The sequence below is a fragment of the Saccharothrix hoggarensis genome, from assembly GCF_052936025.1.
This window is the reverse complement of record NZ_CP193624.1, coordinates 2,715,285-2,730,815: the sequence shown is the minus strand read 5'-3', so window position 1 is coordinate 2,730,815 and position 15,531 is coordinate 2,715,285. Positions and strand designations below refer to the sequence as shown.

The window sequence follows — 15,531 nt, the reverse complement described above, 5'->3', positions numbered from 1 at the left end:
GACCACCGGCCTTCGACGCCGAACGCTACGAACAGCGCAACGTGGTCGAACGCTGGTTCAACCAGCTCAAGCAGTTTGCGGCCCGGCTGCCCGCTACGCCGAACGAGTCGCGCACTGCCAGGCCGAACTCACCATCGCCGCCATCGTTCCCTGGCTGCGGTGACGAAGTGCAGGACGCTTCCTAGATGAAGCGCCAGAGGTGGTCGTTGGTGCCGTTGTCGTCCCAGATGACGATCTGCGCGCCGGGTGCGGAGGAGGCGTTGCCGACACCGAGGACTCGGCCGCCGTTGGCGCACTGGATGCGGAAGTAGCCGCCTGTGCCGTAGCGGAGCCGCCAGAGGTGGTCGTTGGTGCCGTTGTCGGCCCACTGGAGCACGCGGGAACCGTTGGCGGTCGCGGCGTTCTCGACGCCGAGGACCTTGCCGCTGTGCGAGTTCCGCAGCTTGAAGTAGCCACCGGCGTCGGGCACGGCGGTCCACAGGTGGTCGGCGGTGCCGGTGTCGTCCCACTGGACCACGAGGCCGCCGTCCGCGGTCGACATGCCGCGCACGCCGAGGACGAGGCCGCTGGCCAGGTTCTGGATGCGGCGGGCGCCGATGGGCACGAACCGCCAGCGGTTGTCCGCGGTGCCGTTGTCGGAGTCCTGGACGGCCTGCGCGCCGAGGGCGGTGGAGGCGTCGAGGATGCCCAACACCTTGCCGCTGTGGGCGTTGCGGATCTTGTGGGTGCCGTCGCCGACGTCGACGACCGTCCACTTGTGGTCGGCGGTGCCCGTGTCGGACCACTGGAGCACGCGCGCGTTGTCCGCCGTGGACATGTTCTCGACGCCGAGGATCTTGCCGCTGTTGCCGTTGCGCAGCCGCACGGAGGCCCCGTCGGGGATCAGCGACCAGCTGTGGTCCGGGGTGCCGGTGTCGCTCCACTGCTTGGCGGGAGCTCCGTTGGCGGTGGACATCTCGTGCACGCCGAGGACCAGGCCGCTCCCGGCGTTGACCAACTTGAGGCCGGCCGCCGCCGCGGCTCCCCGACCGGGTGCGCGCCAGTAGACCGTGTAGTTGTGGTGGTGGGCGTTGTAGAACGGCACGAGGTCGACCGACGAGCCGTCCGCGGTCGCGGTGAAGGTCAGCGCACTCGTGCTGGTGCGGGTGATCGAGGCCACGTCGAGGCTGGGGAGTGTGCTGAACTGCTTGTCGCCGTAGACGCCCGACAGCACCACGGGGCCGTAGGTGATCGCGGAGACGCCGGGGTCGTCGTTGGCTGCCCGCATGATCACGCGCATGGGCAGCCGGACGGTGACGACGTCCCCGGATGTCCAGGACCGCGTGATGGCGGCGTAGGTGCCGGGGGTCGTCGCGATGTTCTGGACGACTCCGTTCACGCTGACGGCCGCGTCCTTGGTCCACCCCGGGATGCGCACGCGTATCGTCCACGTGCCGGATACGTTGCCGGTGAGGGTGAGGCTGGTGGTGTCGCTCGCCGGGTACGTGGTGGTCTGGGTGACGGTGATGTCACGTTGCGACCAGTTCAGCACCGACGGCATGAACAGGTTCACCGTCAGGGTGGTGCCGTTGTGGAAGTAGATCGAGTCCATCAGCTTGGTGTTGGTCTCGAGGCCGGTGCCCTGGCAGCACCAGAACGTGCCGTAGTCGGTGCTGAAGCTGCCACCGCCGACCCACGGCCCGACCTGGCCACGCCGCCCGCCCGGGTTGAGCGCGGTGAAGTAGCAGACGTGGCCGTGGGCGGAGGCGGGGTTCTGCTGGCCGATCAGGTGGTTGAACAAGGCCCGTTCGTAGTAGTCGAAGTAGGCGGCGTTGTCCGGTTGCAGCTGCCACAGCTCGCGGGTGAGCTTGAGCATGTTGTAGGTGTTGCACGCCTCGGCCGTGTCCGCGTTGAGGTACGCGGCGATGGCGTGCGGCGCGTGGAAGTGCTCGGCCTGGCTGTTGCCGCCGATGACGTAGGTGTGGGCGGCCACGGTGATGTTCCACGCGTTGGTGGCGATGTCGCGGTAGCGGGTGGTTCCGGTGGCCTTGTACTCGCGGGCCGCGCCGATCCACTTGGGCACCTGGGTGTTGGCGTGCAGCCCGCTGAGTCGGTCCTCACCTGCCGCCAGCGGGTCGAAGACCGCGGCGTGGTCGAACCGCTGCGCCACCTTGAGCCAGCGGTCGTCGTCGGTCTGCTGGTAGAGGTCGGTCAGCACCGCGTTCATGCCGCCGAACTCGGTGCGCAGCGTCGTCTGCATCTGGGCGTAGGTCAACCGGCCGGTGCGCCAGTCCACCCAACCCGCGAGCCGCAGCAGCACGTCACGCGCCTGCGTGCTGCCGAGGTAGCGCCACACGTCCAGCAACCCTGCCATCGTCTTGTGCACGCCGTAGTACGGCACGCCCTTGCGCTGACCTGTCTCGACGGTGTCGAAGTCCGACTCGGGGAACGCGGACAGGTAGCCGGGGTTGAACCCCGCCGCCTCGTTGTTCGCCTGGCACTTCGCCATCTCCGCGACCATGTGATCGGCCTTGTCGCGGCACTCCTCGTCACCGAGCACAGCCCACGCCTGCGCGCATGCGGCCAGGAAGTGCCCCTGGGTGTGGCCTCGGATGTCGGAGTCGGGGTGCTCCCACCCGCCGCACGCCGTCACGTCGTTCGTGGACAACCGGTGGTTGGCACGGAAGTTGTAGAGCAGCCGGTCCACGTCCAGGAACCGCAGGTAGGTGAGCGTGCGGTTCTGGTTGTCCAACCAGCGGCTCTCGGTCAGGCGGACCTGCCCGAGTTCGAACGGGTGGGCCGACACACCGATGTCGCTTCGGACAGGCGCCACCTGGGCCAGGGCGGTGGGCCCGCCGATGACGGGCACGGCGGATGCCACTGCGGTCACGCCTGCTGCTTGCAACACGGTGCGCCGACTCAGTGCTGGAGACATGGGGACACTCCGTAGAGGTGAAGTGTCGGCGACTCGGCCGGGTTCGAGGCCTGGCCGCCGGACAGCGGTTGTGCCGGGTGGAGAGGCCGTGGTCAAGCTGCCGCGTGGCCGCGGCCGCGGGCTGGGGTCACAGCGCTCCAAGACCACCGCGCGGTGATGGGGCCATGGCGCGTATGGGTGTGCGGTACCTGGCGGTTTGTGTCTCGACCTGCGCGACTGCGATGTGAACGCTAACAACATGTCCCGCGCTGGCTCAAGGAGTGCCTGCACGATTAGGTATACGCAATTGCTCGCAGGCACCCTCGTCGGCGATGACCACGTCGGACGTGGCCATCGGCCGTGCTTCGCCAGGCGGAGCCGGTCCTGACTGGGCCGGTGGCAGCGGTCCGACGGATCACCGTCGGCCGAGCGCGCCGCTCCGTCCCGTCGGGCTGATCACGTCCGAACGCTGTGCCGGGCACGGGCTCCCTTCGCCCGTGCCCGGCACAGTTCGTGGCGTCAGCTCAACGCGAACTTCTGGGCGTCCGCGCCGTTGCAGTCCCAGATCTGCAGGCGGGTGCCATTGGCCGTGGCACCACCGGGCGCGTCGAGGCACCGACCCGACTGCGGGTTCCGCAACGAGCCGTTGGTCTGCTGCACCCATGCCTGGCCGCCGGTGCCGTTGCAGTCCCACAGCTGGACCTGGGTGCCGTTGGCCGTGCCGTTGCCGCTGATGTCGAGGCAGCGCCCCAGTGTGCGCACCCGGTTGTCGGGCGTCAGCGTCCAGTGGTGGTCGACCGCCGTGGCGATGCAGTCCCACAGCTGGACGGCCGCACCGTTGCCGCCGCTGTCGTCCCCGGCCACTTCGACGCACTTGCCGGCCGGTCCGGTGATCGGCCCTCCGCCCGACACGAAGAACTTCTGGGCGTCCGCGCCGTTGCAGTCCCAGATCTGCAGGCGGGTGCCATTGGCCGTGGCACCACCGGGCGCGTCGAGGCACCGACCCGACTGCGGGTTCCGCAACGAGCCGTCGGCCTGCTGCACCCATGCCTGGCCGCCGGTGCCGTTGCAGTCCCACAGCTGCGCCTGGGTGCCGTTGGCCGTGCCGTTGCCGCTGATGTCGAGGCAGCGGCCGAGCGAACGCACCGTCCTGTCCGCGTGGTGCGTCCAGTGCTGGTCGACCGAGGCGCCTTCACAGGTCCACAACTGGACCGCGGCGCCGTTCCCGCCCGTGTCCGCGCCGGCGACATCGACGCACTTGCCGCCGGGGCCGTTGATCACGCCGGCCGGAGGCGGCGGCGGAACGGAGTCGACCCACACCTCGAATTCCGCGAGACCCCAGCCGTTGCCCCCGCCCGGGTTGGGCGCGACGACGCGCAACCGGCTCGTGGCGATCGCGGGGAAGGTCACCTCGTTGAGCGCGTTGGCCTTCGGCGAGCCGGTCCGCCTGACCTGGTTGGGCACGGTGACCCAACTCGACCCGTTCCAGTACTCCACGTCGTAGCTCGCGGGCGTTCGCACCCCCCGGCCGTCGTCGTAGAGGTAGAAACGGATGTTGTCCACGCTGGTGTTGCGCTGGAAGTCGACGGCGTACCAGTCGCTCGTGTTCGGGGAGCCGTACGACGTCCACCGGGTGTTCGGCACGTCGTGGTAGCTCGTGCGTCCGTCCACGGCCTTCCAGACGCTGTCGGCGCCGCCGCCGAACGTGTAGGACGCGGACGGCTGGGTGCCGCTCTGCGACTGGGTGCGGTTGGCCGCGACGTTCACCAGGGGGTTGTTCGGCGGGGTGATGGCGTCGCCGACGTCAACGGTGACGTTGCCGACCGTCGCCTGCCCGAGCACCTGCACGCCGTCGACGTAGACCTTGAAGCCGCTGCCCTTGCCGTAGTGGGTGCCGTCCGCGTCGTACATCACCGTCAGGTTGTGACCGTGGTACGGCAGGTTCTCCAGCGCCCAGTGGTCCCACGTCGTCGGTGCCAGTGGCTTGATCTGCACGGTGTCGTCGGCCTGGGGGCGGATGCCCATCAAGCCGGTGATGACCAGGTCGGTGAATGACGAGTGGTTGTAGTCGAGGCTGTGGCCGGGCGCGTCGTAGAGCCACGAGTCGTTGTCCGGGTGGTGCGCCTCGGCGACGTACGGCACTCCGTTCTTGTGCTGCGTCAGCGCGAACGTGCGGAGCTGGTCGTAGTAGTTGTCCCGGGTGACGTACTGCTGCGCCGGGTAGTCGTTGAGCAGGTTGGCCATACCACCGAGGACGAACGAGGTCGCGTACGGCCACGATGGGCCGTTCCACCGGCAGCAGCCGAGAGTGGCCTCGTGCATGAACAGCGAACTGCGCCGTTCGGTCGATGTCGGCCCGTAGGCGGCGGCGAAGCCGTCGGGGTCGAACAGCTGGGCCCACGCGACGTTCTTCGAGGCGTCCGGCATGTTGAAGTACCAGGGGAAGAGCCCGTAGATCTCGCGGTCGTTGAGCAGCGCGCCCGATGGGTTGTTGTCCCGCTGGCGGTGGTAGAAGAAGTTGCGGTTCGAGTCCCACAACTTCGAATCCATGTTCGACTTCAACGCGTTCGCGCGTTTCGTGAACTCGGTCGCCGTGTCGTGGTTGCCGTTCATCGTCGCGATCTTGGCGATGGCGAGGGCGTCGGCGTACTGGTAGGCGTTGATGCTCGACCGGAAGCCCGCGCCACCGCCGAAGTGGTCCTTCGACTGGTACGCCGCCGAGTCGTACTCCATCGCGTCGAGCAGCGGTGAGGTCCAGTACAGGCCGAGCGACGAGTCGAACTGGTTGCTCCAGCCGTTGTACTGGTCGATGAGATCCTGTTCGAACTGCTTGAGGAACGCCGCGTCACCGTTGGCGAGGAAGCGGTCGTAATAGGAACTCGCGGCCCAGAACGTGTACTGACGGCTCCGATCGGCGCCGAGGCCGCGCATCCAGTAGTTCTGGTAGTCGTTGAGGTAGGACTGGTCGCGGACCCACCGCCCGTCGTGGATCACGTGTCCGGCAGCCGCGTTGATGGCACCGCCCGCGGCGTTGTAACCCACATCGGGGAGGAATTCACTCGACGTGTAGCCGTTGGCCGGGTCGAGGTAGTTGAGGTGCTCCTGCCACGTGAACCAGCGGTAGTGGTAGACGTTCTGGATCTGCTCGTCCGGGATGTCGAGGAACGGGATGTTGTCGAGGAACCAGCTCTGGTCGCCGACGCCGGCGGCGTCGAGCAGTGCCGCGTGGTTCAGCAGCGAAGTCTGCCCCTGCGAGGTCGCAGGCGATGGTGGCCGGTATGCCGCCGCCGGCTGAAAGTGGGCGAGCGCACCGGCGGTGACGATCGCCACGGCTCCGATCGTCACCGATCGACGAATACGTGTTCGGAGCATCATGACCTCCTTCGGCCGGTCTGCCTTGACCGGCGTGATGTCGACCCGGTTCGGGTCGGTGTCGCGTTGTCCGCGTGCCGTGCCGAGGCACGTGCGGTGTCTTCTCCGGGCACCTTCAGGCTCGGTTCGCCATGTGGTGCCTTGCTCGTCGCAGATCCACAGGACCAACCGCGCCGCTTTGGCGACGCAGGCCAGTTCGGTGCGCGGGTGGAGCCTCGCGTGGACGTTGCCGATGGATCCGTCCAAGCCGCTCCGACGAGCCCCTGTCGTGCTTGGGTGGTCCGCTCCTCAGGAGGGGAACGCGCGAGCGTCCTGGACCTCGCGGCTCCTGCCGCCCCGATGTGGCTGATGCGTCGCGGTGGCCAGGGGTGCGACCACCGCGACGGGTAAAGCGGTCAGGGCGCCCGGGGCGCCGCGAGGGTTCAACCGCTGTCGGCTGTGTGCGTCCGCGGCCGGTTGGAGCCGGAGTCGCCACGCGTCCTGGCGCGCACCGCTCGCGCTGCCGGCGGTGATCACGTCGGTTGGCGCGGCGGAGTCGACGTGCCGGAGGTACCGGTCGGCGCAGCCGGGCGTGGGCACCCGGGACGACCGGACGTGTCCGAGGGCCGCGGGCGCCGGCGACGTTGTACGCGGCACGCGCAGGTCACCCGCCATTGAGGGACTGCCAGTCCAAGCGGGTCTCCTGCGGGCGCGGGTACTCGGGCAGGGGGTTGGTGGTCGGCACCTGGTCGGTCCACGGCGTGGACAACGGCGATGCCTTGGACACGATGGCGGCAGGCGCGACCGGTGTGGAAACGGGCACGGCGACGGGGCTGCGCATGGAACTCCTTCAGGTCGAGGCAACGGGTTGCAACACGGGTGGACGGCGTTCACGCACACGTCCGAGCAGACGTGGTGACCGCGTTCTCGACTTCGACTCCGGCAGCCGATGCCTTGGCGGAGCACCCCACTCCGGGTGAGCGGGTCTCCCGGTCGTCGCCGCTGGCTGCTGGGTGCAGGCCAACTGCGACATGGGGTGCTCCTGACCCGGTGACTCAGGTCACGACGCATTTCTTACATCTTCGATACAACGATGTAAAGACCGGTCGATGCCGGGACGTCCCCGCTTGACCGGTCCACCCGGTCGAACAGAGGCAACGGACGGTCAAGCAGGAGGAGGCGCCGTGCTCGTGGACTCATCGGCCGTGACCGTGTCGGGCGTGGTCAACGGCCACTTCAGACGGACGGAGCCGGTACCGGACCAAGGAGGCACCGCGACACCTGATCGCCTCGGAGGACGCACGCGGATCACAGTGGACCGCTCGCACCCGTCGTGCGCACGACCACACAGCGCTTGCGGGGAGCTACCAACGGGAGCCGGCCGCGGCAACCCCTGGGCCGAGGACGACTTGGCGGCTGTCGCCTGAGCGTGGTGCCCGGCACCGCGAACCCCTCCGGACACACCGGAGCACATCCAACAAGACCAAACACTCTAGGACGAAACTCAACACGATGATCAGATTTTGTGAGTGTTCTTGGTGATTCCAACGATGTAACGAAACACTCAAGTTACGAACGATCTCTTGACGCCCCTGCTTTCCGAGGTTCAGGGTTGCGACCCAGTGACATCGGTCACGCAGCTCGCCGCCCGCCACGTGCCGGGTTCACACGGAGGAAGAACCAGTGTTGAAGAAGATGACGACCGCCGCCGCCGCGGTCCTGTTGGCCGCGTTGACCGCGTGCGGTACCGGTGGATCCGGGGACGCCGGGTCGTCGGGCACCGCCGCCAAGGACGACGGCAAGATCACGATGGGCTTCGCCCAGGTGGGCGCCGAGAGCGGCTGGCGCACCGCGAACACCAAGTCGGTCCAGGAGTCCGCCGCCAAGGCCGGGGTCGACCTGAAGTTCTCCGACGCGCAGCAGAAGCAGGAGAACCAGATCAAGGCGATCCGGTCCTACATCCAGCAGAAGGTGGACGTGATCGCGTTCAGCCCGGTGGTGGAGACGGGCTGGGACGCCGTGCTGCTGGAGGCCAAGCGCGCGAACATCCCGGTGATCCTGACCGACCGCGCGGTGGACGTGGACGACACGTCGCTGTACAAGACGTTCCTCGGCTCCGACTTCGTCGAGGAGGGCAAGAAGGCCGGTGAGTGGCTGAAGGCCAACGCGGCGGGTGCGAAGAACGTCGTGGAGCTGCAGGGCACGACGGGTGCGGCGCCGGCGATCGACCGCAAGAAGGGCTTCGAGGACGCGATCGCGGGGTCGGACCTGAAGATCGTGGCGACCCAGACCGGTGACTTCACGCGGTCGGGTGGCAAGCAGGTCATGGAGGCGTTCCTGAAGTCGGTGCCGCAGATCGACGTGGTCTACGCGCACAACGACGACATGGGCCTGGGCGCGATCGAGGCGATCAAGGCCGCGGGCAAGGTGCCGGGCAAGGACATCAAGATCATCACGGTGGACGCGGTGAAGGACGGCATGACCGCCCTGGCCGCCGGTGAGATCAACTTCATCGTGGAGTGCAACCCGCTGCTGGGCGACCAGCTGATGGAGCTGGCGAAGAAGGTCGTGGCGGGCGAGGAAGTGCCGCCGCGCGTGGTGACCGAGGAGACGACCTTCACCTCGGAGCAGGCCAAGACCGAGCTGCCCAACCGCAAGTACTGATACCGCCGGTAGTGATCACAGACCGCGGTCCCCGTCACCCTCCGGGTGTGGTGGCGGGGACCGCACCCAGCGTGTGAGGGGAGTTGTCCAATGACCGATCCGGTCGTGGACATGCGGGGCATCTCGGTGGAGTTCCCCGGCGCGAAAGCGTTGCAGGAGGTGGACTTCCGGCTGTTCCCGGGCGAGGTCCACGCGTTGATGGGTGAGAACGGAGCGGGCAAGTCGACGCTCATCAAGGCGCTGACCGGGGTCCACTCGCTGGCGGCCGGGGAGATCCGCTACGCGGGCAAGCCGGTGTCGTTCACCGCTCCCGCGGAGGCGCAGGCCGCCGGGATCAGCACGGTGTACCAAGAGGTCAACCTGTGCGCGAACCTGACCGTGGCGGAAAACATCCTGCTCGGGCGTGAGCCGCGGAAGCTCGGGCGCATCGACGGCAAGCGGATGCGCGCGCGGGCCGCGGAGCTGTTGGCCCGGATCGGGTTGCACATCGACCCGGGTTCGGTGCTGGAGAGCCACCCGATCGCCGTGCAGCAGCTCGTCGCGATCGCGCGCGCCGTGGCCGTGGACGCGCGGGTGCTCGTCCTGGACGAGCCGACGTCCAGCCTGGACGCCGACGAGGTCGCGGAGCTGTTCCGGATCATCCGGGTGCTGCGCGACGAAGGCGTGGCGGTGCTGTTCGTGACCCACTTCCTGGAACAGGTCTACGAGATCTCCGACCGGATCACGGTGCTGCGCAACGGCCGCCTCGTCGGCGAGCACGCCACCGCCTCGCTCAGCCGCATCGACCTCGTGTCGGCGATGCTCGGCCGTGAGATGGGCCTGCTGGACGAGATCGAGCGCCGCTCGGGCAAGCCCGGCGAGACGTTTTTGCTGGCCGAAGGCGTGGGCCGCAAGGGCTCCGTCGCACCGTTCGACCTGGAGATCCGGGCGGGCGAGGTCGTCGGGCTGGCCGGGCTGCTGGGCTCGGGCCGCACGGAGGTCGCGCGGCTGCTGTTCGGCGCGGACAAGGCCGACTCCGGTCGCGTCGTGGTCGGGGGCAGGCAGCTGCGGCTTACCGGGCCGCGGGCCGGGATCGAGGCCGGTGTCGCGTTCTCCTCTGAGGACCGCAAGGCCGAGGGCATCGTGGCCGACCTGAGCGTGCGGGACAATCTGATCCTGGCGATGCAGGCCGCGCGCGGCTGGGCTCGGCCGGTGCCGCGCAAGCTCGCCGACGAGCTGGTGGCCAAGTACATCGACCTGCTGGACATCCGGCCCGCCGACCCCGACCGCGCGGTCGGGAACCTGTCGGGCGGCAACCAGCAGAAGGTGCTGCTGGCGCGGTGGCTGGTGACCCAGCCCAAGTTGTTGATCCTGGACGAGCCGACGCGCGGCATCGACGTCGGCGCGAAGGCGCAGATCCAGAAGGTCGTCGCCGACCTGGCCGCGGAGGGCATGGCCGTGCTGTTCATCTCCGCCGAACTGGAGGAGGTGGTGCGCGTGTCCGACCGGGTGGTGGTGATGCGCGACCGGCAGAAGGTCGCCGAGCTGGACGGCGCGGCGGGCGTGGACGACGTCATGGCGCTCATCGCCGGCGGCGGCGACCACGGCGTGGACACGGGTGTGAAGGCGGTGGCGTCGTGAAGAACCGACTGCTCTGGCCGGTGCTGGCGCTGGTCGCCCTGCTGATCCTGAACGTGGTGGTGACACCGTCGTTCTTCTCGATCAGGCTCCAGGACGGCCACCTGTTCGGCAGCCTCATCGACATCCTGCGCAACGGCGCGCCCACGCTGCTGATCGCGTTGGGCATGACGCTGGTGATCGCGACCCGCGGCATCGACCTGTCGGTCGGCGCGGTGGCGGCGATCGCGGGCGCGGTGACGTGCACCTACATCGCCTCCGGCGGCAACGCGTGGGTCGGGATGGGCCTGGCGCTGGCGCTGTGCGCGGTGCTCGGGCTGTGGAACGGGTTCCTGGTGTCGGTGCTGGGCATCCAGCCCATCATCGCCACGCTCGTGCTGATGACCGCCGGGCGCGGGGTCGCGATGCTGATCACCGAGGGCCAGATCATCACCGTGAACGACGACACCTACCGACAGGTCGGCGCGGGGTTCCTGGTGCTGCCGATCGCGATCCTGATCAGCCTCGCGGTGCTCGGGCTGGTGGCGCTGGTGACCCGGCGGACCGCGCTGGGCCTGCTGATCGAGTCGGTGGGCGTGAACCCGGCGGCGTCGCGGCTGGCGGGCGTGCGGGCGCGGACGATCATCTGGACGGTGTACGTGTTCGCCGCGCTGTGCGCGGCCGTCGCCGGGTTGATGATCAGCTCCAACGTCAGCGCGGCCGACGCCAACAACGCCGGCCTGTGGATCGAGATGGACGCGATCCTGGCCGTCGTCATCGGCGGCACGTCGCTGGCCGGCGGCCGGTACTCGCTGACCGGCACGCTGCTCGGCGCGTTGATCATCCAGACGTTGACCACGACGGTCTACACGATCGGCATCGCGCCGGAGATCACGCTGGTGTTCAAGGCGATCGTGGTGATCGCGGTGTGCCTGATGCAGGCGCCGGTCCGGATTCGGGTTCGTGGTCGGGTTCGTGGCAAGCAAGGAGTGCCCGCGTGAAGCAGCAGACAGTGGTCCTGGAGCCGGAGTCGGCCGCGGGGCCGTCCCGAGCACGTGGCGGGGCCGTGCGCGTGCCCAAGCGGTTCCTCCCGGTGATCGCGACCTTCGTGGTGTTCGTGGCGACGTTCGGCGTGGGCTCGGCGCGGTACGAGGGGTTCGCCTCCGGACAGGTGATGGCGAACCTGTTCATCGACAACGCGTTCCTGATCGTCCTCGCGGTCGGGATGACCTTCGTGATCCTCACCGGCGGCATCGACCTCTCGGTCGGGTCGGTGGTCGCGCTGTCGACCATGATCGCGGCGGCGGCGCTGCAGGCCGGGTGGCCCGCTTGGCTGGTCGTCATCACCGTGCTCGCGACCGGGTCCGGGCTCGGCCTGGCGATGGGCTGGGTGATCCACCGGTTCGCCGTGCAGCCGTTCATCGTGACCCTGGCGGGCATGTTCCTCGCCCGCGGCCTGTGCTTCGTGATCAGCGTGGAGTCGGTGTCCATCAAGGACCCGACGTTCCGCGACCTGGCCACGGGCTCGGTGGAGCTGCCCGGCGGGGTGACCATCACCTACGGCGTGGTGATCGCGCTGGTGACCGTGCTGGCCGCGGTGTACGTGCTGCACCTGACCCGGTTCGGGCGCACGGTGTACGCGGTGGGCGGCAGCGAGACGTCGGCACGGCTGATGGGCCTGGCGACCACGCGGGTGAAGATCGGCGTGTACGTGATCAGCGGGTTCTGCTCGGCGCTGGCCGGGTTGCTGTTCAGCCTCTACATGCTGTCCGGCTACAGCCTCCACGCGGTCGGCATGGAGCTGGACGCGATCGCCGCGGTGGTCGTGGGCGGCAGCCTCCTGTCCGGCGGCGTCGGGTTCGTGATCGGCTCGGTGGTCGGCGTGCTCGTGCTGGGCACCATCCAGACGCTGATCTCGTTCGAGGGCACGCTGTCGTCCTGGTGGACGAAGATCGTCATCGGTGGTCTCCTGCTCGCTTTCATCGCACTCCAGCGAGTCATCGTCCGACGATCTTGACGTGAACAGCGAAGTTCACGCTGTCGCGCCACCCGGAGACGGCGCGGCGCCCCGTGCACTTGCGTGACAGCTGAGGTCGGTGGGCGGGCGGCTACTCGGCGCTCGTCAACCGGCACAGCGGCCTGTGCCTCGACACCTGCGGATTCGGCACCACTCCGGGGTTCGAGGTGCGCCAGTGGACGTGCGCCCGCTCCCGGCCCGCCGGGGCACTCGGTCGTTCCGTCGTAGAAAGGAAGTGCCTTGGCACCGGGAACGTGGGTTCGGGGTCGTCGCCGTCGGTTGGTGGCGGCGGTGTTCGTGACGGTCGTGGGTTTGTTGGCCGGGTGTGGGTCGCCGGCCGTCGAGCCGTCCGGGCAGTTGGTCCGTCTCACGTTCTGGAGTGGGTATGCCGGGCCCAACGCCTCGGCGTTGGAGTCGATCGTGGACGAGTTCAACGCGGCCAACCCGGGTGTCCGGATCGAGATGAGTTTCATGCCCTGGGACGTCTTCTTCCGCAGTCTGTTGCAGGCGTACTCGGCGGGCGGCGGGCCGGACCTGGCCGCGTTCGACAGCACGCGGGTGGCGCAGTACGCGAAGAAGGGCGTGTTGGCGCCGGTGGACGACTGGTTCGCGGCGGATCCGGCGTCGAACGTGCTGGTCACCGCGGCCACCGAGGCGGTCGGGTACGACGGTCGCAAGTATGCCGTGCCGATGACGTTCACCAGCCTCAAGCTGCACTACAACCGGGAGCTGTTCACCAGGGCGGGGTTGGACCCCGACCGGCCGCCGACGACGTGGGACGAGTGGCGTGAGGCGATGACCCGGTTGACGGTGGACCGGGACCGTGACGGGAGGCCCGAGCAGTACGGTCTGGCGCTGCCGGACCACGACACCACGCCGACGTGGCCGATCGCGTTGTGGGGTGGCGGTGGTGACGTGTTGGAGGCCGACGGCCGCAGGTCGGCGCTCACCCGTCCGGAGTCGGTGTCCGCGGTGCGGACGTGGGTGGATTTGATCCGGGAGGAGCACGTGTCGCCGATCGGGCTCAGCGGCCTGGAGGCGGAGGCGGCGTTCAGCCGGGGCGAGGCGGCGATGGTGATCACCGGGCCGTGGGCGATCAGCGGTTTCCAGGAGGCCGGGGTGGACTTCGACGTCGCGCCGGTGCCGGCCGGGCCGGTCACGCAGGCCACGTTCGGCGCGACGACGTCGTTGGCGCTCAACGCGTCGCTCTCGCCGGCGGAGAAGGCGGCCGCGCACGCCTTCCTGTCGTTCTGGGTCAGCGAGGGGGCGCAGGAGCACTGGATGGAGCGGTCGGGTTACCCGTCGATCCGGCTCGACCAGAACTCCCTGCCGAGCAACCCGTTCGTGGCCGAGTTCGCCGACGACGCCCGGATCGCCCGGCCCCTGATGCCGGGCACGGTCGAGTTCGCCAAGATCCACGACGACGTGTTCGCCCAGGCGATCAGGGACATCGTCGCGGGGAAGGTCGACACCGCCGAGGGACTGGCCGCCGCCGCCCGCCGCATCGACGAGATCCTCACCGAGTCCCGATGAACGGCGATCGAACTCTCCCCGCCGCTCGTCACCACGTCGGTCACCTCGGTGAGTCGACCGTCACCTCGACCACGCCCCGGCCGGCCCTCTCTCCCCCCGGCCGGGGCCTTCCCCCCTCACCTCGACGACATGGCCCGACAGTGCAGCTGACAGTCGACCGGGTCCCCGGGTTCCGCTCCACCGGGGTTCGGTCCGTCCTCGTGGGAGAACGCACGTGAACGAGTGCCATCGGCATGTCCTGGCGAGGCCTCAGGACCATCGCGGCACGCGGGTCGGGCGGCGGTCGCGCCGCGACCTCGTCGACCGCGCCGCCGCGCTGTTCCGGCGGGAGCTGTCGCGGGAAGCCGACGTGGTGTGCTCGGCCCCGGGCCGGTTGAACCTCGTGGGTGAGCACACGGACTACAACGACGGGCTCGCCCTCGCCATCGCGCTGCCGCACCGCGCGGTGGTCGCCGCCGCGGCCCGTGACGACGGCCGGCTGACGGTCACCTCCGTCAACCTGCGCGGAGAGGTCCGGCGAAGCGGTGCCTTCCCCATCTCCGAGATCGCCGTCGGCGGTGTTCCCGACTGGGCGGTCGACGCCTGCGCGGTCGCGGGGGTGCTGCGCGAGCACGGCATGGCGGCCGGCGCGGATCTGGTCCTGGCCGGCGACGTGCCCGCGCGAGCCGGGCTGGCGTCCGACCGCGCCGCCGGGTGCGCCGTCGCGCTGGCCCTGCTGGAACTGGCCGGCGCGACGCAGCTCTCGGGCATCGTCGCCGAACTCGTCCGAAGGGCCGCGAACGAGTTCGGCGGCGTACCGGCTGGGGTTCTCGACCAGACCGCTTCGCTGGACTGCATCAGGGATCACGCGCTGTTCCTCGACGCCCGAAGCGGCACAGCCGAGCAGATCCCGTTCACCCTGGCGGGGCGTGGCCTGTCCCTCGTGGTGATCGACGTCCGCACCCGGGGCCATGTCCACCACTCGAGCAGTCGTGCCGCACGCCGTGTGGAATGCGCCCGTGCCGCTGCGGTGCTGGGTGTGCCGACCTTGCGCGACATCGGCATGGGTGATCTGTCCGACGCGTTGCGCCTCCTGCCCGCCGAGCTGCACGGCGTGGTCCGCCACGTGGTGACGGAGAACGACCGCGTCGTGATGGCGGGGACCGTCCTGCGCACCGGGTGCGTCGCCGATCTGGGGCCGTTGCTGACCACGTCGCACGCCAGCCTGCGTGACGACCACCGGGTGTCCGGTGCGGCGTTGGACCTCGCCGCCGGTTGCGCCGTCACCGCCGGCGCGATCGGCGCCCGCCTGACGGGCTCGGGCTTCGACGGGTCGGTTCTCGCACTCGTGCCCTCGCACCTGCTCCAAGACCTCGACGACGCACTGACCTGTGCGTTCGCCGGAAGGGGCCTGTCCCGACCACGACTGTTCACCGTGACGCCGTCCGACGGAGCGCGTCGGGATCGCTGACACCCGCTCCTCCGAAGTCCTCCCCCG

The 15,531-nt window shown here is 69.2% G+C and carries 9 protein-coding genes; 6 read left to right on the top strand and 3 right to left on the bottom strand.

Features of this window, described 5'->3' with window-relative positions; all coding sequences use genetic code 11:
* Window positions 1-181 precede the first annotated feature (181 nt).
* The 3 genes from ACRAKH_RS12915 to ACRAKH_RS12905 form a co-directional block, all read right to left on the bottom strand.
* Window positions 182-2,869, bottom strand: a complete 2,688-nt coding sequence (locus ACRAKH_RS12915) for a beta-L-arabinofuranosidase domain-containing protein (protein ID WP_380719432.1) — start codon at window positions 2,867-2,869, stop codon at window positions 182-184.
* A gap of 543 nt (window positions 2,870-3,412) precedes the next feature.
* Window positions 3,413-6,223, bottom strand: coding sequence for an MGH1-like glycoside hydrolase domain-containing protein (locus tag ACRAKH_RS12910; RefSeq protein ID WP_380719434.1), 2,811 nt, complete (start codon window positions 6,221-6,223; stop codon window positions 3,413-3,415).
* Window positions 6,224-6,908: 685 nt separating this feature from the next.
* Entirely contained in the window at window positions 6,909-7,085 is a 177-nt protein-coding gene (locus ACRAKH_RS12905; RefSeq protein ID WP_380719436.1) for a hypothetical protein, read from the bottom strand.
* Between the two features lie 842 nt (window positions 7,086-7,927).
* On the opposite strand from ACRAKH_RS12905, the gene ACRAKH_RS12900 reads away from it, so the two are divergent.
* The 6 genes from ACRAKH_RS12900 (at window position 7,928) to ACRAKH_RS12875 (ending at window position 15,504) form a co-directional block, all read left to right on the top strand.
* Window positions 7,928-8,908, top strand: coding sequence for an ABC transporter substrate-binding protein (locus ACRAKH_RS12900; RefSeq protein ID WP_447009838.1), 981 nt, complete (start codon window positions 7,928-7,930; stop codon window positions 8,906-8,908).
* Window positions 8,909-8,998: 90 nt separating this feature from the next.
* On the top strand, window positions 8,999-10,528 hold the full coding sequence (locus ACRAKH_RS12895) for a sugar ABC transporter ATP-binding protein (protein ID WP_447009837.1): 1,530 nt from the start codon (window positions 8,999-9,001) through the stop codon (window positions 10,526-10,528).
* Window positions 10,525-11,505: an ABC transporter permease gene (locus ACRAKH_RS12890; RefSeq protein ID WP_447009836.1), complete on the top strand. Its 981-nt coding sequence runs from the start codon at window positions 10,525-10,527 to the stop codon at window positions 11,503-11,505. Before ACRAKH_RS12895 ends, ACRAKH_RS12890 begins: the two co-directional genes overlap by 4 nt.
* Before the next feature lie 17 nt (window positions 11,506-11,522).
* The gene (gene yjfF, locus ACRAKH_RS12885) at window positions 11,523-12,521 is read left to right on the top strand and encodes a galactofuranose ABC transporter, permease protein YjfF (protein ID WP_447009967.1); all 999 of its coding nucleotides are present in this window, start codon (window positions 11,523-11,525) and stop codon (window positions 12,519-12,521) included.
* Window positions 12,522-12,803: 282 nt separating this feature from the next.
* Window positions 12,804-14,054: an ABC transporter substrate-binding protein gene (locus ACRAKH_RS12880; protein ID WP_447009835.1), complete on the top strand. Its 1,251-nt coding sequence runs from the start codon at window positions 12,804-12,806 to the stop codon at window positions 14,052-14,054.
* Between the two features lie 214 nt (window positions 14,055-14,268).
* A complete protein-coding gene (locus tag ACRAKH_RS12875; protein ID WP_380720454.1) occupies window positions 14,269-15,504 on the top strand; it encodes a galactokinase in 1,236 nt (411 codons plus the stop codon).
* Window positions 15,505-15,531: the final 27 nt, after the last annotated feature.